The organism is Streptomyces sp. NPDC048417, assembly GCF_040651615.1.
In the GTDB taxonomy this organism is placed as follows: domain Bacteria; phylum Actinomycetota; class Actinomycetes; order Streptomycetales; family Streptomycetaceae; genus Streptomyces.
In genome coordinates this window covers 132,546-150,750 of the sequence record NZ_JBEZKI010000014.1, presented here as the reverse complement: position 1 = coordinate 150,750, position 18,205 = coordinate 132,546, and the positions used below count along the sequence as shown (strand labels likewise).

16 protein-coding genes and 1 pseudogene are annotated in these 18,205 nt (G+C 71.1%); 3 read left to right on the top strand and 14 right to left on the bottom strand.

What is annotated here, in order from left to right; genetic code table 11:
• Positions 1-117 precede the first annotated feature (117 nt).
• The 12 genes and pseudogenes from AB0D59_RS22955 to AB0D59_RS22900 all read right to left on the bottom strand — a co-directional run bounded on the left by AB0D59_RS22955 (position 118) and on the right by AB0D59_RS22900 (position 12,509).
• Positions 118-1,434, bottom strand: coding sequence for a pectate lyase (locus AB0D59_RS22955; protein ID WP_362568230.1), 1,317 nt, complete (start codon positions 1,432-1,434; stop codon positions 118-120).
• Positions 1,435-1,451: 17 nt separating this feature from the next.
• On the bottom strand, positions 1,452-2,225 hold the full coding sequence (locus AB0D59_RS22950; RefSeq protein WP_362568227.1) for a rhamnogalacturonan acetylesterase: 774 nt from the start codon (positions 2,223-2,225) through the stop codon (positions 1,452-1,454).
• Between the two features lie 125 nt (positions 2,226-2,350).
• Entirely contained in the window at positions 2,351-3,691 is a 1,341-nt protein-coding gene (locus AB0D59_RS22945) for a sugar ABC transporter substrate-binding protein (protein WP_362568224.1), read from the bottom strand.
• A gap of 218 nt (positions 3,692-3,909) precedes the next feature.
• A pseudogene (locus AB0D59_RS22940) lies at positions 3,910-4,429 on the bottom strand (DUF6807 family protein).
• A complete protein-coding gene (locus tag AB0D59_RS22935; RefSeq protein WP_362568221.1) occupies positions 4,426-5,574 on the bottom strand; it encodes a Gfo/Idh/MocA family oxidoreductase in 1,149 nt (382 codons plus the stop codon). Before AB0D59_RS22935 ends, AB0D59_RS22940 begins: the two are co-directional and overlap by 4 nt.
• 70 nt (positions 5,575-5,644) lie before the next feature.
• Entirely contained in the window at positions 5,645-6,529 is an 885-nt protein-coding gene (locus tag AB0D59_RS22930) for a carbohydrate ABC transporter permease (protein WP_362568218.1), read from the bottom strand.
• Positions 6,526-7,461 (bottom strand): sugar ABC transporter permease, encoded by a 936-nt coding sequence (locus tag AB0D59_RS22925; protein WP_362568215.1) that lies wholly within the window; start codon positions 7,459-7,461, stop codon positions 6,526-6,528. Before AB0D59_RS22925 ends, AB0D59_RS22930 begins: the two co-directional genes overlap by 4 nt.
• A 116-nt stretch (positions 7,462-7,577) precedes the next feature.
• Positions 7,578-9,311, bottom strand: coding sequence for an L-arabinonate dehydratase (gene araD / locus AB0D59_RS22920; RefSeq protein ID WP_362568213.1), 1,734 nt, complete (start codon positions 9,309-9,311; stop codon positions 7,578-7,580).
• Complete coding sequence (locus AB0D59_RS22915) at positions 9,308-10,219, bottom strand: dihydrodipicolinate synthase family protein (RefSeq protein WP_362568211.1); 912 nt, start codon at positions 10,217-10,219, stop codon at positions 9,308-9,310. Before AB0D59_RS22915 ends, araD begins: the two co-directional genes overlap by 4 nt.
• On the bottom strand, positions 10,216-10,872 hold the full coding sequence (locus AB0D59_RS22910; protein WP_362568209.1) for a GntR family transcriptional regulator: 657 nt from the start codon (positions 10,870-10,872) through the stop codon (positions 10,216-10,218). The genes AB0D59_RS22915 and AB0D59_RS22910 overlap by 4 nt, the downstream gene beginning before the upstream one ends.
• 205 nt (positions 10,873-11,077) lie before the next feature.
• Positions 11,078-11,830 carry an MBL fold metallo-hydrolase gene (locus tag AB0D59_RS22905; RefSeq protein WP_362568206.1) on the bottom strand — a complete coding sequence of 251 codons (753 nt, stop codon included), beginning with the start codon at positions 11,828-11,830 and terminating at the stop codon, positions 11,078-11,080.
• 97 nt (positions 11,831-11,927) lie between these two features.
• Entirely contained in the window at positions 11,928-12,509 is a 582-nt protein-coding gene (locus tag AB0D59_RS22900) for a TIGR03086 family metal-binding protein (protein WP_362568203.1), read from the bottom strand.
• Positions 12,510-12,665: 156 nt separating this feature from the next.
• Here AB0D59_RS22900 and AB0D59_RS22895 point away from each other — a divergent pair, with 156 nt between their 5' ends.
• A complete protein-coding gene (locus AB0D59_RS22895) occupies positions 12,666-13,892 on the top strand; it encodes an MFS transporter (protein WP_362568200.1) in 1,227 nt (408 codons plus the stop codon).
• Here AB0D59_RS22895 and AB0D59_RS22890 read toward each other — a convergent pair.
• Positions 13,835-14,992 carry a hypothetical protein gene (locus AB0D59_RS22890; protein WP_362568198.1) on the bottom strand — a complete coding sequence of 386 codons (1,158 nt, stop codon included), beginning with the start codon at positions 14,990-14,992 and terminating at the stop codon, positions 13,835-13,837. The genes AB0D59_RS22895 and AB0D59_RS22890 overlap by 58 nt on opposite strands.
• 62 nt (positions 14,993-15,054) lie before the next feature.
• The gene (locus tag AB0D59_RS22885; RefSeq protein WP_362568195.1) at positions 15,055-15,996 is read right to left on the bottom strand and encodes a 5-dehydro-4-deoxyglucarate dehydratase; all 942 of its coding nucleotides are present in this window, start codon (positions 15,994-15,996) and stop codon (positions 15,055-15,057) included.
• Positions 15,997-16,235: 239 nt separating this feature from the next.
• On the opposite strand from AB0D59_RS22885, the gene AB0D59_RS22880 reads away from it, so the two are divergent.
• Together AB0D59_RS22880 and AB0D59_RS22875 are read left to right on the top strand one after the other, a co-directional pair.
• The gene (locus AB0D59_RS22880) at positions 16,236-17,045 is read left to right on the top strand and encodes an NAD(P)-dependent oxidoreductase (RefSeq protein ID WP_362568192.1); all 810 of its coding nucleotides are present in this window, start codon (positions 16,236-16,238) and stop codon (positions 17,043-17,045) included.
• 305 nt (positions 17,046-17,350) lie between these two features.
• Entirely contained in the window at positions 17,351-18,121 is a 771-nt protein-coding gene (locus tag AB0D59_RS22875; RefSeq protein ID WP_362568189.1) for a DeoR/GlpR family DNA-binding transcription regulator, read from the top strand.
• Positions 18,122-18,205 lie beyond the last annotated feature (84 nt).

The following is an 18,205-nucleotide window of genomic DNA, read 5'->3' as shown; positions in this document are numbered from 1 at the left end:
GTACGCGGTGCGGCTCGGGTGAAGTACGCGGTGCGGCTCGGGTGAAGCTCGCGGTATGGCTCGGGTGAGGGAGGGGGCCGGGGCGGTGGGGCGCCCCGGCCCGCGGACGCGACGGGGTCAGCGCAGTCGGCCGGCCCCGGCCGCGTGGTCGACGATGCGCGGCACGGCCTGTGCCGGGTCGACCTTCGTGCGCAGGGTCGGGGTCCAGGTCGAGCCCGCCTGGAGGGTCTCGGCGGGGATCTGCGCGTTGTGGACGGCGATCAGGTCCGTCAGCTCACCGTTGACGTAGTTGTCGTCGGCGGTGAGCGTCGACTCGTTCCACTTCTTCAGGACCGAGCCCGCCCCGACGGTGTCGGGAAGGGTGAACGCGTTGTGCTCGGCGACGAGTTGGGACTCGATGCCGATGCCGTAGCTGTAGCCGTAGCCTTCCTCGGCGACGAAGTGGTTGTTGTACGAGTCGACCTGCCCGAACCGCACCCGCGGCGCCCGCTCCACCAGGTTGGAGAACAGGTTGTGGTGGAAGGTGACCTTGAGATGCCCCCGGTCGACGGCGGCCGTGGACGCGCTGTCGCTGTTGCCGATGAGGATCGTCTTGTCGTGGTCCTCGAAGACGTTCCAGGAGGCGGTGACGTAGTCGGCGCCCTTGACGATGTCCAGCTCGCCGTCGTGCTGCTCGTAGATCCGCCCGAAGTAGTACGGCAGGGTGCTGTCCGGGTGGTCGCCGTCCGTGAACGTGTTGTGGTCCATCCACACATGGGTCGACCCGTAGACCACCGCGCTGTCGTACTCGGAGTTCCAGTTGCCGTCGGCGGTGTCGGTCGGGTCCCACTGCGGGAAGCAGTCGAGGGGGCTCTCGAAGCTCAGGTTGCGGACGATGACGTTGTCGACGGCCTTGATCTGCAGGCTGGCGCCCTTGAAACCGGCGTCCTTGCCGACCCCGACGATGGTGGTGTTGGCCGGGACGTTCGCCTTGATGTAGGCGTCCTGGTGGGCGGCGGAGGCGCGGCGCAGCCCCTCCGGGCTGTCGTCGGGCTCGCCGTCCAGGTTGGTGGAGTGGCCCCAGGCCTCGGGTGAGTAGGTGGCGAGGTAGGCGTCGAAGTCGTAGCCGGGCACGGCGAACGAGTCGCAGCTCGGCCCGTCCGCGTCGATGGACCCCTTGACTCTGATGATCTTCGGCGCGCTGCCCCCGTCGGCCAGGGCGGCCTTGAACCCGTCCCAGGTGGTGACGGTGTAGACGTGCGCGGAGTCGGCGGTGGCCCCGCCGGTGGTCCCGGTGGTGGCGGCGGCCCAGCCGTCGTGCGCGCCCAGCACCTGGCGGTCGAGCGCGACCCGGTGCGGGGCGGTGGCCTGGGCGGTCCCGGTCACGGCGAGTACGAGGGCCGTGCAGCCCACGACTACCGATATGACGCGTCCATGACATTTCTGTGTACGCACTGTGCGGGTCTCCTCAGCTATGCGGGTGGCCAGGTGATCCAGGAGGTGGGGATGGACTCGTGCAGCCGGATGACGTCGGGCCGATCCAGCACCCGGGTACGCAGTGACTCCCGCGCCACGAGCCGGGCCACGGCGATGGCCCCCGGCGGATTGAAGTGCGTGTTGTCCTGCTCCGTGTCGGTCCAGTTGAAGTACGTCTTGGTCGCCTCGACCCCGAGCGACTGCCACAGCGCGAGCGACAGCGCCTCGATGTCGAGCAGCGGCACACGTTCCTGCGCGGCGAGCGCACGCATCGCCGCCGGATAGTCGCCGTGCGTCGGCACGGCGTTGCCGTCGGCGTCGAACCTCCGCCGCTCCACGGGCGTGGCCAGCACGGGCCGGGCCCCCTTGGCGCGGGCCCCGTCGATGTACATCCGCAGGTAGTCCTGGAAGGTGGTCCAGGGCTCGGTGTACCGGGTGGGATCGTCGCTCTTCTCGTCGTTGTGCGCGAACTGGACGATGAGCAGATCATGCGGCCGGATGGTGGCGAGGATGGCGTCGAGCCGCCCTTCGTCGACAAAGCTTTTGGAACTACGGCCGTTGACGGCCTGGTTGGATACGGCGATTGCCCTGCGGAGGAAGAAGGGGAGCGCCATTCCCCATCCGGTCTCCGGGGCCGCGTCGGCGAATTTCTGGGCGGCGGTGGAATCACCGGCGATGTAAAGGGTGCGATGATTCTCCTCGCGAGAACGACCGACAAGAGGAATGGCACCAAGGGCTGCGGAAGTTACCTGTCTGCGCGTGAGTGACACGACGATGTGCCTTTCAAACAGGGGGGGTGAGGTCCGCGCCCCAAAGGGGCGCGGGGCTGTATCAACGTGCGGCTCCGCCGCGTGGGCGCGACCGGCCACAGCCGGCCTGCAGCCGAACGACTGCCTCAGTGGTTCTTCTTCCAGTCCGCCTGGGCCTTATCAAGCTGATCGGCCAACGTGTCCAGGAATTCCTTCGCCGTCAGCTTCCCCAGCAGCACCTTCTGGAAGTTCGGCTCGTTGTCGGCCTTGGAAACGGTGTTCCAGTCCGGCAGGTAGTAAGGAAGCTGCACGATCTTGGTGGACGCCCCGTTGAGCGCCTCGGCGGCCAGTTTCGTCGGCTCCGACGCCCGCACCCACGCGTCCTGCGCCGCCTCGGTGTTCGCCGGCACCTGCCCCGCCGACTCGTTCCACTCGCTGTTGGCCTCGTGGGAGGCCGCGAACTCGATGAACTTCCAGGCGGCGGCCTTGTTCTTGCTGGATTTGAACAGCCCGAGACCGTCCACCGGGTTGGACACCTGTACCCGGGTCCCGTCGTCGAGCGTGGGATTGGGAATGCCCTTGAACCTCCCGCTGAGCGCCTTCTCGTGGTCGGCGTAGGAACCGAGGTTGTGACTCAGCATCCCGATCGTGCCGGAGTCCCACTGGGCGACCATCTTGGTGAAGTCGTTGTTGACGTCGGCGGACGGGGTGTCCTTCTTGTAGAGCCCGACGTACTTCTCCAGAGCAGCGATGTTCTTCGGATCATTCACCGTCGTCTTGTCGCCGTTCCAGAACGAGGTGATCCCGCTCTGCCCGTACATGGCGTCCAGCGCCTGGGCTATCGACCCCTCACCGCCCCGGATGGTGTACCCGAACTTGTTGTTCCCCTCGTCGGTGAGTCTGTCGGCCGCCGCGAAGAACTTCGTCCAGGTGGTCGGCGGGTCCAGCTTGGCCGCGCCGAACAGATCCGTCCGGTACCAGAGCGTGCCGTTGTTCGCGGACGTCGGCACGGAATAGGTCTTCCCGTCGCCGCCGGCGGCTTTCACACTCTCCAGGAACTTCTCGTTGAGCTTGCCGTTGAGGGAACTCTTCGCGAGCCGGCTGTCCAGCGGCTCGAGGGCACCCTGCGCGGCGACCTCCGCGAGCATCGCGGTGCCGACACCGCCGACGTCGGGGAGTCCGCCGCCCTGGATCGAGGTGTCGTACTTGGACTGCACACTGGCGGCGGGCACCCCGACGTAGTCGACCTTGATGTCGGGGTTCTGCTTCTCGAAGTCGGCGATGATCTGCTTCCAGACGTCGGTGCGGACACCGCCGTTGTTGTCCCAGAAGGTGATCGTGCCCTTGCCGGAGCCCTCGTTGCCCTTGTCCCCCGCGCTGCCGCTGCCGTCGTCGCCGCAGGCGGTGGCGGTCAGGGCGAGCACGGAGCCCAGGGCGACGGCGACGGCCGCACGCCTGCTTCTGCGAATGCGGATGCTGCTCTTCATTGGTCGGCTCTCTTCTTCTGGATCCAATGGAGATGTGAGGTGCTGGGGAGGTTCGGTTACCGGGCGCTGATCCGGAACTGGGTGAAGGCGGCCGCCCCGCCATGGCCCGGCCCCTCGGGCGTCACGGCGAAGAGGCCGAGCCGGGCAGCCGCTGGGTCAGCACGTGCGGCAGTCGCCGCAGGTCGTGGCGTCCGCCGAGCGCAGGCAGGCCAGGATGGTCATTGGGTCACCGCCTTGCGGACCAGTGCGGCCGCCTCGCCCCGCCCACGCCGCCCGTCGGCGACGACGGTGACGACGCGCCGTACGACGGTCTCGCCATGGGGGCACCTCCCACGCCCAGGCGGTGTCGGTGAGTTCGGTCGCGGACACCGTGCGCCGCTCGCGCAGCAGCTCGGTGCCGGCGGCGGTCCAGCGCAGCTCTTCCACGAACCCGTCGGGGTCGCGCAGCTGGAAGGCCAGGTGGCGCTGGGTGCCGTGGTTGTCCAGCTCGGTCGGACCCCGGTCCGGGACGAAGGTCCGCCCGCCCCAGAAGTTGAACCCCTCGACGTCGGGAACGGCGACACCGACGCCGAGGTGGTGGGTGTGGTCGGCCGGGGTCAGCTCGGTGACCGCCGTGCCGGCCAGGGTGGTGACGGGGTGCAGGTAGGGGCGCGGGGAGAGCCGGCTCGGCGGTTCGGGCCGGGTGGCATAGCGGGCGACCGGGCGGCCCGCGACCCGTAACACCAGGGTGTCTGTCATGTGCTCACCGCTTTCGGTGGGGCCCAGGGGGCGGACAGCTCGGAGTAGAGGGCGAGGGTGTCGGCACAGGCCGCGACCAGTGCGTCGATGCCGGTGACGACCCGGCGGTCCTCCTCGGGCAGGAAGCGCCAGGCGTCGGCGGGCAGGGCGGCCGGGTCGCCGGCCAGTCGAATCGCTTCAACGACCTTCATGAAGGCGCCCGTCGAGTCCGGTTCGACCAGCAGTTCGGCGCCGGTGGTGAGGTGGTCGGCGAGGTTCTCCAGCAGGTCCGTGCTGCCGTACTCGGTCTCCTGCGGGCCGTGGCCCGCCCGCTGCACCAGCACCCGGTCCCGCTTGTACCAGAAGGTGATCCGGCCGCTGGTGCCGTGCACCAGGACGTACGGCTCCCCCGGCTCCTCGGCGCAGAGCGTGGCGGCGACGGTGAGCGGGCCGCGCGGGGTGGTGACGCGGACGCAGGAGGTGTCGTCGGACTCGATGTCGTTGGCGCGCAGCAGTTCGGTCTCGATGCCGGTGACGTCCTCGGCGCGGGGGGTGCCGAGCAGGGCGAGGCCGGTGGCGACGGAGTGCGCGAAGGGGTTGGTGAGGACGCCGTCGACGACGTCCACGCCGCCCAGGCGCCGCTTGCCGGCCCAGGGCGCCCGTCGGAAGTAGGACTCGGCGCGGGCCCAGGCGCCGGCCCCGCCCACCCCCACCACATCTCCGATGGCGCCCTCCGCGAGCAGCTTGCGGATCGCGGGCACGGCGCCCGAGCCCAGCGACTGGAAGCCGATCTGGCAGGCCACGCCCGCCTTGGCGACCCCGTCGGCCATCCGCCGGAACTCGGCGTAGGACGGCGCCGGAGGCTTCTCGAGCAGCAGGTGCACGCCCCGCTCGGCGGCGGTCAGGGCGAGGTCGGTGTGGGTGGGGATCGGGGTGCAGATCACGGCGATCCGGGCGCCGGTCGTATCGAGCAGGGCGCCGAAGTCGGCGGACTGCTCGGGCGTGCCGAGGCCCTCCGGCAGCTCGTCCGCGCCGAGCGGGGTCAGCTCGCAGATGCCGGCCAGCCGGACGACCCCCTTCTCCTGAAGGCGGCGGATGTTCTCCAGGTGCCAGCGGCCGTGGCCGCGCGCCCCCGCCAGCACGATGTCGATGGTCGAAGAGTTCACGGCATGCTCCCTGCGCTGTCGATCTTTGCCTGCAGGGTAGGCGTCCGGCCCGGTCGGCCCGTGGGGTGTCTCATCCCTTCACCGCCCCCGCGCTGAAGCCGGTGATCAGCCACTTCTGGATGAAGGCGAAGACGATCACCACCGGTACGGCGGCGATGATCCCGCCCGCGGCCAGTGCGCCCAGGTCGACGCTGTCGGCGCTCATCAGGGTGTTGAGGCCGACCGGGATGGTCTGCTTGCTCTGGTCGGACAGGAACATCAGGGCGAACAGGAAGTGGTTCCAGGCGTGCACGAAGGCGAAGGAGCCGACCGCGATCAGCCCGGGCCGCAGCAGCGGGAGGACGACGATCCGGAAGGCGGTGAGCCGGTCGCAGCCGTCGACCCAGGCGGCCTCCTCCAGGGAGTACGGCACGTTCCTGATGAAGCCGCTGATCAGGATCATCGACAACGGCAGCTGGAAGACGGTCTCGGCGATGATGACACTGCCGAGCGAGTTGATCATCTGGAGCTTGGCGAAGATCTGGAAGAGCGGGACCAGGAGCAGCGCGCCCGGCACGAACTGGGAGCAGAGCAGGCCGAGCATGAAGCCGCGCTTGAGCCGGAAGTCGAAGCGGGCCAGCGCGTAGCCGCCGGCCAGCGCGACGACCGTGGTCAGCAGCAGGGTGGCGACACCGACGTAGACGCTGTTGGTGAAGTAGGTGCCGAAGCTGCGCTCCGTCCACACCTTCTGGAAGTGCTCGAAGGTGACCGGCCAGGGCACCAGGGAGGTGGAGCCGGCCGGGCGCAGGGCGAAGAGCAGGATCCAGTAGAAGGGGACGAGGGTGAAGAGGAGGTAGATCCCGAGGGGGAGGTAGATCTGCCAGCGGGGGGCCTCGTCCCAGGCGCGGCGCCGCTTCCCCGGCCGGGCGGGTAGGGACACGACGGGTTCGGTCTCGGGGGCGATCTCGGTGATCACTTGGCCTCGCCTCCGAACTTGCTCAGCCGCAGATAGACCACCGAGCAGAAGAGCAGGATCACGAACGCCACCGTGGTCAGCGCGGAGGCATAGCCGAAGTTGTGGGCGTCGACACTGGTGTTGGCGATGTAGAGGGGAAGGGTCGTCGTCTCCCCCGCCGGACCGCCTCCCGTCAGGGTGTAGAGCAGGTCGACGTTGTTGAACTCCCACACCGCGCGCAGCAGCGTGGCAAGGACGATGGCGTCCTTCAGATGCGGCAGCGTGATGTGCCAGAACTGCTTGAGCCGGCCGGCCCCGTCGACCTCGGCGGCCTCGTACAGGTCCTTGGAGACGGACTGGAGGTCGGCGAGGATGAGGATCGCGAAGAAGGGGACGCCGCGCCACAGGTCGGCGACCACCGCCGCCGGGAACACCGTCGAGGTGTCGGAGAGCCAGCTGGTGCCGTACGACCCGATGCCCGCATCGGCGAGGTAACGCGTGATGCCCGTCTGGGAGTTGTAGAGGAGCACCCAGATCGCGGAGGTCAGCACCCCGGAGACGGCCCAGGGCGAGAAGACCAGCGCCCGGCCGAGCGCCCGCCCGACGAACGTCTGGTTGACGATGAGCGCCAGCGCCAGACCGAACAGCAGCTGCAACCCGACTTCCACCACGACCCACTGGGCGCTGAAGGTCAGCGTGGACCAGAACTGCGGGTCGTGCGCGAAGGCCTGGGTGAAGTTGCCGAGGCCCGCGAAGCCGTTCCGCCAGGGCTTGGTCGGGTTGTAGTTCTGCAGGCTGTAGTAGAAGACGCTGAGCACCGGGTAGGCGATGAAGCCCAGCATCAGCAGGGCCGCCGGGGCGATCAGCAGATACGGCAGCCTGCGCGGCGTCGCGGAGGCACGGCGCCGCCGGGGTGGCGCGGGCGGTTTCGCCACGGCTGCGGCTTGGGCCATGACTGTTCTCCGTTCGCTCTGGTTACAGCGGGTGCAGGAAGCGCTTGCTAGATGCATGCAGTTGAAGCGCTTCGACGATCCTCAGGGGCGGTTGTGGGTGGTTGTGGGTGGTGCGGTCAGCCCGCGTACGGGTCCGGGACCTCGCCCGGCCGGGCCAGGAACTCGAAGTCGCAGCCGGTGTCGGCCTGGGTGATCTGCTGGTCGTAGAGCGCGCCGTAGCCGCGCCGGTGGCGCACGGGCGGCGGCGTCCACTCGGCCCGGCGTCGCGCCAGCTCCTCGTTCTCCACGTGGAGCCGGAGGCTGCGGGCCGCGACGTCCAGGGTGATGGGGTCCCCGGTGCGCACGAGGGCGAGCGGCCCGCCGATGTACGACTCGGGCGCGATGTGCAGGACGCAGGCGCCGTAACTCGTACCGCTCATCCGGGCGTCGGAGATCCGCACCATGTCCCGCACGCCCTGCTTCAGCAGGTGGTCGGGGATGGGCAGCATGCCGTACTCGGGCATGCCGGGGCCGCCCCTGGGTCCGGCGTTGCGCAGCACGAGCACGCTGTCGGCGGTGATGCCGAGGGCGGGGTCGTTGATGGTGCGCAGCATGGTCCGGTAGTCGTCGAAGACGACGGCGGGCCCGGTGTGCTCGAGGAGCCGCGGTTCGGCGGCGATGTGCTTGATGACGGCGCCGTCCGGGCAGAGGTTGCCGCGCAGCACGGCGACTCCGCCTTCGGCGGCCACCGGGTTGTCACGGGGCCGGATGACGTCGTCGTCGTGCACCCGGGCGCCGGCGAGCTGCTCGCGGTAGGTGTCGTGGGAGACCGTCGGCCGGTCGAGGTGGAGCAGGTCGGGGATGCGGGAGAGGAAGCCCGGGAGGCCGCCCGCGAAGTGGAAGTCCTCCATGAGGTACCTCTGCCCGCCGGGCCGGACGTTGGCGAGGACGGGCACGGTGCGGGCGATGCGGTCGAAGTCGTCCAGGGTGAGCCGCACGCCCGCCCGTCCGGCCAGGGCGATGAGGTGGATGACGGCGTTGGTGGAGCCGCCGAGGCCGAGGACGGTGGTCACGGCGTCCGCGAACGCCTCTTCGGTGAGGATGCCGGAGAGCCGCCGGTCCCGGTGGACGAGTTCGACGATCCGCATCCCCGCCCTGGCGGCCATCCGGTCGTGCCCCGAGTCGACGGCCGGGATGCTGGACGCGCCCGGGACGGTCACACCGAGGGCCTCGGCGGCGGCGGTGAGGGTGGAGGCCGTCCCCATGGTCATGCAGTGACCGGGCGAGCGGGCCAGGCCGCTCTCCAGCTCCGTCATCTCGCAGTCGCCGATCAGACCGGCGCGCTTGTCGTCCCAGTACTTCCACATGTCGGTGCCGGAACCGAGGACCTCGCCCCGCCAGTGGCCGGGGAGCATCGGGCCGGCGGGCACGAAGACGGCCGGCAGGTCGACGGAGGCGGCGCCCATGAGGAGGGCTGGGGTGGACTTGTCGCAGCCGCCCATGAGCACGGCGCCGTCGACGGGATACGACCGCAGCAGTTCCTCGGTCTCCATGGCGAGGAGGTTGCGGTAGAGCATGGGGGTCGGCTTCTGGAAGGTCTCGGAGAGCGTGGCGACCGGGAACTCCAGCGGGAAGCCGCCGGCCTGCCACACGCCCCGCTTGACCGCCTGCGCCCGGTCACGGAGGTGCACATGACAGGGATTGATGTCCGACCAGGTGTTGAGGATCGCGATGACCGGCTTGCCGAGGTGCTCCTCGGGGAGGTAGCCGAGCTGGCGGGTGCGGGCCCGGTGGCTGAAGGAGCGCAGGCCCTCGGTGCCGTACCACTGGTGGCTGCGGAGTTCTTCGGGCTGCTTGCGAGGCGCGTTCATATGGACCATCCGGAGGCGATGGCGGCGACCTCGGCGCGCTCTTCCTCGGGCAGCTGCCTGCTGGGCGGGCGGACGTCGCGGCGGCAGAGGCCGAGGGAGGCGAGGGCCTCCTTGACGACGGTGACGTTGTCCGCGGAGCCGTTGGCCGCGCGGAGTTCCTCGAAGCGGCGGATCTGTTCCCAGACCTTCATGGCTGCCGGGTAGTCGCCGGATCGAAGCGCTTCGATCATGTTCAGCGAAACGGCCGGGGCGACGTTCACCAGACCGGAGGTGAAGCCGGTGGCGCCGGCCGAGAAGTAGGAGGGCGCGTAGGGCTCGGCGAGACCGGCGACCCAGACGAAGCGGTCGAGACCGGCGTCGCGGGCGAACGCGGCGAACTTGGCGGCGTCGGGGACGGCGTACTTGACGCCGATCACGTTGGGGCAGGCGTCGGCGAGTTCGGCGAGGCGGGCGCCGGGGAGCTGGGCGTTGCGGACGTAGGGGACGACGCCCAGTTCGGGCACGGACTCCGCGATGGCGCGGTGGTAGTCGACCCAGCCGGCCTGCGAGACGTACGGGTGGACAGGCTGATGGACCATCACCATCCGGGCGCCGAGCTCCCGGGCGTGCCGGGCGGAGGCGACGGCGGTCGGCACGTCGTGTCCGACGCCGACGAGGATGGTGGCCTGCTCCCCGGCCTCGTCGACGGTCAGCTCGGTGACGAGCCGCCGCTCCTCGGGGGTGAGGGCGTAGAACTCGCCGGTGTTGCCGTTGGGAGTGAGGGTGCGGATCCCGCCGTCGAGGAGGCGGCGCAGCAGGGCCCGGTGGGCGGTCCGGTCGACGCCGCCGTCCACGGCGAACGGAGTCACCGGGATGGCCACGACGTCGGCCAGGGCCGTCCGTTGGGCCTCGAACGCCACGCTGCTCATTCCTGCTCTTCCTTTGCCTGGGCTTCGGGGTACGCACGCTCGACGAAGGACGCGATGTGGGCGCGCAGGGCACCGGCAGCGCCGTCGGCGTCGCCCTCCAGGGCCAGCCGCAGGATCTCGCGGTGCTCACCGGCCTCCTGCTCCCAGGAGGGGGAGGCGGCCCAGGCGACGGCGGAGACGAGGGCGGCCTGGTCGCGGACCTCGTCGAGCATCCGGCCGAGCAGCGGGTTGCCGCACGGGAGGTAGAGGGCGCGGTGGAAGTCCCGGTTGGCGAGGGAGCGTTCGGCGGTGTCGGTCGCGCCGTCGGCACGGGTGAGGGCGTCGCGGGCGGCGTCCAGGGAGGCGCCTGTCCTGACGGCCCGGCGGAGCGCCTCGGGTTCGAGAAGGAGCCGTACGTCGTAGACCTCGCGCGCCATGTCCGCGTCCACCATGCGCACCGTGACGCCCTTGTACTGGCTCATCACGACCAGCCCGGTCCCGGCGAGTGTCTTGAGCGCCTCCCTCACGGGGGTCTTGGACACCCCGAACTGCGCGGCCAGCTCGGTCTCCACCAGGGCCTGACCCGGCGTCAGCTGACCGGTGAGGATGCGGTGTTTGATCGCGTCCAGCACATATTGCGTGCGGGACGGGATCGGCATGGGCACAGAGGTCATGCGCGCCTCTCGGGGTCACGTATCAGCTCCGGGAGCTGATCTGACGTATCTGATCTCGCGTATCGCGTCTCATATATGAGGTACGAAGTACGACGCGGATGAAGGTAGGAGGACGGCTGTGTTTCGTCAATGCTTCTGACAAAGGTGCTCCGCCGGGCGCAGCGGCCCGCCTCGGGTCCAGCGCCCCGCCTCGGGTCCGGCGGATTCACAGGCCCCGGGCCTCGCCCTCCCGCGCCACGCTGGTGGGCCGTCCCGACACCGCCCCCGCCCGGGCCGCCGCCATCTCCCGGGTCAGGGTCGGACCCACATGGGTGATCAGCAACTCCCGCACACCCGCGTCCCGGGCGATCCGCCCCGCGTCCTCCGGAGTCAGATGGACCCGTTCGCCATCGCGATGCTCATCGAGGTCGGCCTCGCACAGGAAGACGTCCGCGCGGGCGGCCAGCTCGGTCAGCGCGTCGCAGGGCCCGCTGTCCCCGGAGTACGCCAGCACACTCCCCTGGCATTCGGCGCGCAGCCCGTAGGCCTCGACGTCGTGGGCCACCGCCCGGGCGCCGAGCCGCAGGTTCCAGTGCTGGACCAGGTGCCCGTCGTACAGCGGCCGGAAGTCGAACACCCCGGCCAGGAAGCCCACGTCCGGCCGGCCGAAGAAGCCGGCCAGCCGCCCCGCGCACGCCTGTGGCGCGTACACCGGTATCGGCGCGGCCGGGGTCATCCCGCCGAAGGCGTACGCGTAGGCCGCGGCCAGCAGATCCGCGCTGTGGTCCGCATGCAGGTGCGAGATCCAGATCGCCGTGAGCCGGGCCGGATCCGTGTGCCGCTGCAATTCCGCGAAGGTTCCGGTCCCGGCGTCCACCCAGACCTCGGCGCCCCCGCCTCGCAACAGATAGCCGGAGCAGGGGCGGCCGGGCCGGGGGTGCGGAGCGGCCGTGCCGAGGACGGTGAGGCTCAGTGCCATGGCGAGGAGAGTACGGATCCGGGTCCCCGCCCGCTCACCGTTCGAGCGGCTCCACGGCTTGCGGCCCGGTCGCCTTACGGATTCCGGCCCGGTCCTCCTACGGCTTCCACCCCGGATCCCGGCCGCTCAGCCCCACCGTCCGGTCCAGCAGCGGCACGCCTTCCGGAACCGGTACGACCGGGCCGAACGGACCCCGGTCGCCCTGCGCCGCCATCCGCAGGAATCCGTACGACGCCTCCAGCGCCGCCGGGTCCGGGACGTAGTCCTGGCCGGTGGCCCGGGCCAGGTCCCAGCCGTGGATGACCAGTTCGTCGGCGGCGACCGCCGCCGCCACCTCTCCCGGCAGGTCGATCCCGCCGGCCCGGGTCATGCCGCGCCACGCGGACGGGTCCCGCCAGGCCTGAGCCAGTTCGTCGAGTGCCTTGGGCAGTTCCTGCCGCCATCCCGGGCCGAGGTCCGGCACGGTGGCATCGGGACGGTGGTCGGTCGTGGTCCCCAGATTCTTGTGGGCAGCGTCCCGGAAGGCCACGGACAGCCCCGCCACATGGGCCAGGAGGTGGCCGACCGCATAATCCGGACACGGGGTCGACGCCGCGAGCTGCTCGTCCGTCACCCGCTCCGCGAGCATCCCGACGATCCGCGCCTGCGGGCCGATGTCGATCATGGTCGTGCCGGTCATTCCCGTCGCCTCCAAGTCCGTTCCGGAGATCCTTCAGGAGGTAGACCCCACCGACCCCCGAAACTCATCGGCCCACCCCCTGGCGGTTCGCACGCCGTCCTTCTAAGGCACCTTCCCGATCCCCGCACTCCCTCCTTAGGCCCACGATGACCAGGCATGACCACCTCCTGGACCGTGGCCCGCCTCCTCCGCGACCGCAACGCGGCCCTCTACCTCACCGGTGTCGTGGTGTCCGGCTTCGGCAGTTCCGCGCTCTGGCTGGTGTCGGGCGTCTGGGTCAAGGACCTCACCGGCTCCGACGGCCTCGCCGCCCTGTGCACCGCCGCCCTCTGGACCCCCACCCTCCTCGGCCCGGCCCTCGGCACCCTCGCCGACCGCGTCCGCCGCAAGCCCCTGCTCATCCGCCTGAACCTCGCCCTCGCCGTCCTCCTGCTCCCCCTCTGGACGGTCGACTCGCCCGGCTCCGTCTGGCTCCTCTTCACCGTCCTCGTCCTGTACGGCGCGGCAGGCGTCGTCGAGGACGCGGCCAACTCCGCCCTGGTCGCGGCCGCCGTCGCCCCGGCCCTCCTCGGGGACTTCAACGGGCTGCGGACGACCGCCCGCGAGGGCATGAAGCTGGTCGCCCCGCTGACCGGCGTCGCGCTGTACACGGCGTACGGCGGGCCGAGCGTGGCTCTGCTGGACGCCGGCACCTTCGTGCTGGCGGCGGGGGTGTGCGCGCTGCTCCGGGTGCGCGAGGAGCGCCCGCGGCCGGTCACCGGGAGCCGGCGGCAGCAGAGCACCGAGGGCGTCCGGCTGCTGTGGAGGCACCCGGCCCTGCGTCCGCTGGTGTGTGCCGCCGGCGTCACGATGTGTCTCGCCTCGCTCGGCAGCAGCCTGAACTACGCGGTGGTGGACGCCCTCGGCCACTCCCCCGCCTACACCGGCGTGCTGTACGCCGTCCAGGGCGCCGGCTCGGTCGCGGTCGGGCTGGTCGCCGGGCCCGCCCTGCGGCGGCTCGGGGAGCGCCGGTTCGCCGCGTACGGCATCGCGCTGACGGGGGTCGCGGTGGCCGCGCGGGCGGTGCCGTACGACGCGGTGGTGCTGGTGTGCGGTGCGGCGTTCGGGCTCGGGCTGCCCTGTGTGCTGATCGCCGCCTACACCGCCGTACAGCGCGAGATCCCGGCCGCGGCGCTCGGGCGGGCCACCGCGAGCGCCGACACGCTGATGTTCACGCCGAACGTGCTCGGACTGGCCGTCGGGGCCGCCCTGGTGGAACTCGTCGACCACCGGCTGCTGCTGGCGGTCTTCGGCGGTGCGCTGCTGGCCACCGCCGGGTCACTGGCTCACCGCAGCGCCTCCCGTACCGCCGCCAGGTCGCCGTCGGACGCCAACCCGGCGTGATACAGCCGCAGTTCGGTCGCGCCCAGCGCACGCGCGCGGGCCGCGTCGGCCGCCAGGGTGCCGGGGCTGCCGCCCATCCCGGAGACCACCGTGAAGTTGGCGGCCAGGACCGTGTCCTCGCGCGCGTGCTCCGCGAAGGGCGTCAGCAGGGCCGTACCGCCCGCGCAGGGGACCACGACACCGTCCGCGTCCGACAGCACCCGCGCGGGATCCACGCCCGCGTTGGCGCCGCAGTGGTAGCCCACCGGGTCGGCGTGCAGCAGTACCTGGAAGCCCTCGGGGGCCGCCGCGCGCACCGCGGCCACGGCGGACTCCTGGAGCGTGCGGGCCCGCCCGTCGCGCCACGCGCGGGTGGCCGCCGCCACCGTTTCGCCGAGCAGCTTCTCGACCGTCGGCCACCCGCCGTCGTCCGCCGCGCCCCGCCACAGCGGCTCCAGGGCCTCCCGGACGGCGGTGGCCAACTCGTCGGCGTCCAGGCCCTGTTCGCCGTACCCGGCCCGGCAGGTCGGGCAGAAGCACAGCGCCATCAGGTACTGGCCGGCGTCTCCGAGGGCGACGCCCGCGGTCTTGTCGTGGGCGTGCAGATGCTGGAGCCCGTACCAGCCGAGGGACTCCAGTTCGACGCCGGCCGCGCCCGGGCGGACGGCGGCCTCGGCGGCGAGGTCGGTCAGGTACGCGCGTGTGGCGGGCTGGGCGATGCAGGGGGCCCAGGGGTAGCGGTCGCCGTAGGCGTTGACGACCGAGGTGTCCGGGTGCTCGGCGCCCAGGCGGGAGCTGTGGGCGAGGATCACCCAGGTGTGGACTTCGAGACCGGCGCCGGCCAGGGCTTCGGCGGCCTCTCCGTAGGCGTCACCGGGGGCCCAGTCGCCCGCTGGATGGGGGCGGAGCCGGCGGTCCGCCCAGTGGTCGCCCGCCGGGTAGTAGACGGCCGCGTACTCGGCGGTGACGATGCGGTGGCGCGGGTGCCGGGGGGTCAGCGCGCGGGTGGAGTGGTAGGCGGAGGCGAGGGTCACCTGGTCCACGCCGAGCGCGGCGATCCGCTCCGGGGCCCCGGGATCCCCGTTCACGTCCCAGGGGTAGACGAACGCCGACGCCTTCAACCGTCCCCCTCCGGATCCCGCCGACGCCGTCAACCGTCCCCCTCCGGATCCCGCCGACGCCGTCACGCGTCCTCCTCGAGCAGGGCGTACCCGCGCTCGATCAGCTGGGCGAGCTGCTTCACATGGTCCTCGCCCGGCTCGTGCAGCGGGGGCCGGACCTCGCCGACGTCCAGACCGCGCAGCCGTACGCCCGCCTTGACCAGGGAGACGGCGTAGCCCCGGCCCTGGGCACGGAGTTCGACGAACGGGCGGTAGAAGCCGTCCAGCAGGCGCTCCACCGTCGGCCGGTCCCCCTCGCGCAGGGCGGCGTGGAAGGCGAGGGCGATCTCGGGGACGAAGCAGAAGACGGCCGAGGAGTAGAGGGTGATGCCGATGGCCCGGTAGGCGAGCTGGGTCTGTTCGGCGGTCGGCAGGCCGTTGAAGTAGAGGAAGTCGCCGGGGACCTCGGTGCGGACGGCGCTGACGATGCGCTGCATCAGGTCAAGGTCGCCGAGGCCGTCCTTGAAGCCGATGACACCTTCGGTGCGGGCGAGTTCGACGACCGTGGACGGGGTGAACACCGCGTTGTCCCGCTGGTAGACGATCACCGGGAGATCGGTCGCCGCGGCCAGCTCCCGGTAGTGCCGCAGCAGGCCCTCCTGGCCGGCGACCACCAGGTAGGGCGGCATGGCGAGCAGGCCGTCGGCGCCCGCGGCCGCGGCGAGACGCGCGTAGCGCACGGCGAGCGCGGTGCCGTAGCCGGCCCCTGCGATCACCGGTACCCGGCCCTCGGTGGCCGCCACGGCCGCGCCCACGCAGGCCTCGAACTCCTCGGGCAGCAGTGCGTGGAACTCCCCGGTACCGCAGCAGGCGAACACGGCCGCGGCGCCGGCCTCGACGCCCCGGCGCACATGCTCGCGGTAGGCGTCGAGGTCGAGGGAGCCGTCGGGGCCGTAGGCCGTGACGGGGAAGAAGAGCGGCCCGCGCGGGTCACGGAGCCGCGCGGCGAGAGGGACTGGCGTCACGGGCGCTCCCTGTTGATGCACGTGTCTGATCAGCGTCCATATTCATGAACGTGACCACGTTACGAGGCCCCCTCAGGGTCGGTCAAGGAGGCAAACGACCAACATGCGAGCGGATTCCCGCACTCCACGGCACACTTGACGAGGTACACCGCATCTCCCTAGCGTGTCCATGCATGTGAATGCCAGTCATGGATGAGACCTTCGGGGTCACCCGGAGGACGCCGACCAAGGAGACTTGGATGCCCACTCCCCGCACGCTACTGCTCACCGGCGCCGCAGGCGGGCTCGGCACCCTGATGCGGTCCCTGCTCCCGGAGTACGGCTACGAGCTGCGCCTCCTCGACGTCCGCCCGATCGACGGGGCGCCGGACGCGATCACCGCCGACCTCGGCGACCAGGACGCGCTGCGGGAGGCGGTGCGGGGCGTGGACGCGGTGCTGCATCTCGCCGGGATCTCCCTGGAGGCACCCTTCGAGAAGATCCTCCGCTCGAACATCGAGGGCACCTACCACCTCTACGAGGCCGCCCGCGAGGCCGGCGTGCCGCGTATCGTCTTCGCCTCCTCCAACCACGCCGTCGGCTACACCCCGGCCCCGCGCGCGGGCGATCCACTGATCCCGATCGACACCCCGCGCCGCCCGGACACCTTCTACGGCCTGTCCAAGTCCTTCGGCGAGGATCTCGCCCAGCTGTACTGGGACCGGCACGGCCTGGAGACCGTCTCCGTCCGCATCGGCTCCTGCTTCGCCGAGCCGGCCGACGTGCGCATGCTCTCGGTGTGGATGAGCCCCGCCGACGGCGCCCGGCTCTTCCACGCGGCCCTGACCGCCGAGAAGGTCGGCCACACCGTCGTCTACGGCTCCTCCGCCAACACCCGCCTGTGGTGGGACCTGACCAGCGCCCGGGCGCTCGGCTACGAGCCGCGGGACGACTCCGAGCAGTTCGCGGCGAAGCTGATCGCCGAGCACGGCGAGCTGGACCCGCAGAACCCGGCCCACACGCACCTGGGCGGCCGGTTCGTCAACGACCCACCCGTCTGGCCGTACTGAAGCCGAACGGGACGCGAGACGGCGGAGACGGCGGAGACGGCATCACGCCAGACGGCGGAGAACGATCGTCCACGACGGCGGGCGGGCACCGAACGGGCCCGCCCGCCGCCGTGTTCGGGCATCCCGGCTGCCCGCTCTCACTCCCCACCCGGCAGCCGCGCAGGTCCGAGGCGGGCACCACGACCGGCAAACGGGCACACCCGGGCAGTATCGGGCCCGCAACAGACCTGGTCAGCCTCGCACACCCGCTGTAGAACTTGCTGCATGGCCCGAACGGGCGGTTCCACAGGGAAGTGGGTGACGAGATGAGCACGTGGACGGCGGAAGAACGCCAGCGCGAGATCGTGCGGGCCGCGCGCGTCACCGGCTCGGTCGACGTCACCGCTCTCGCCGCCGACCTGGGCGTGGCCAAGGAGACCATCCGGCGGGACCTGCGCGCCCTGGAGGACCACGGCCTGGTCCGCCGTACCCACGGGGGCGCGTATCCCGTCGAGAGCGCCGGTTTCGAGACCACGCTCGCCTTCCGTTCGACCAGCCATGTCCCGGAGAAGCGGCGGATCGCGTCCGCCGCCGCGGACCTTCTGGGCGACGCCGAGACCGTCTTCGTCGACGAGGGCTTCACTCCGCAGCTCATCGCCGAGGCGCTGCCGACCGACCGGCCACTGACCGTGGTCACGGCGTCACTGCCGGTCGCGGGCGCGCTCGCCGAGACCGAGAACATGTCGGTCCTGCTGCTCGGCGGACGGGTGCGGGCCGGCACGCTGGCGACCGTCGACCACTGGACGACGAAGATGCTCGCCGGTTTCGTTCTCGATCTCGCCTACATTGGAGCCAACGGCATCTCGCGCGAGCACGGCCTGACCACCCCTGACCCCGCCGTCAGCGAGGTCAAGGCGCAGGCCGTCCGTGCCGCCCGCCGGACGGTCTTCGCGGGCGTGCACACCAAGTTCGGAGCCGTCAGCTTCTGCCGCTTCGCCGAGGTCGGCGCCCTGGAGGCGATCGTGACGAGCACCCTTCTTCCGGCCGCTGAGGCCCATCGCTACGCCCTGCTGGGCCCGCAGGTCATCCGGGTCTGACACACCGACGACACACCCACGCCCTTTCCGAAGGGCCCTTCCACACCCCGCAGTGCCCCATATATCACGATTCCTCCAGGAGCG

Coding starts and splice junctions, on each gene's coding strand:
- AB0D59_RS22945 (WP_362568224.1), bottom strand. CDS start 3,691: ATGAAGAGCAGCATCCGCATTCGCAGAAGCAGGCGTGCGGCCGTCGCC.
- AB0D59_RS22925 (WP_362568215.1), bottom strand. CDS start 7,461: ATGGCCCAAGCCGCAGCCGTGGCGAAACCGCCCGCGCCACCCCGGCGG.
- araD (WP_362568213.1), bottom strand. CDS start 9,311: ATGAACGCGCCTCGCAAGCAGCCCGAAGAACTCCGCAGCCACCAGTGG.
- AB0D59_RS22915 (WP_362568211.1), bottom strand. CDS start 10,219: ATGAGCAGCGTGGCGTTCGAGGCCCAACGGACGGCCCTGGCCGACGTC.
- AB0D59_RS22910 (WP_362568209.1), bottom strand. CDS start 10,872: ATGACCTCTGTGCCCATGCCGATCCCGTCCCGCACGCAATATGTGCTG.
- AB0D59_RS22905 (WP_362568206.1), bottom strand. CDS start 11,830: ATGGCACTGAGCCTCACCGTCCTCGGCACGGCCGCTCCGCACCCCCGG.
- AB0D59_RS22900 (WP_362568203.1), bottom strand. CDS start 12,509: ATGACCGGCACGACCATGATCGACATCGGCCCGCAGGCGCGGATCGTC.
- AB0D59_RS22895 (WP_362568200.1), top strand. CDS start 12,666: ATGACCACCTCCTGGACCGTGGCCCGCCTCCTCCGCGACCGCAACGCG.
- AB0D59_RS22880 (WP_362568192.1), top strand. CDS start 16,236: ATGCCCACTCCCCGCACGCTACTGCTCACCGGCGCCGCAGGCGGGCTC.
- AB0D59_RS22875 (WP_362568189.1), top strand. CDS start 17,351: ATGAGCACGTGGACGGCGGAAGAACGCCAGCGCGAGATCGTGCGGGCC.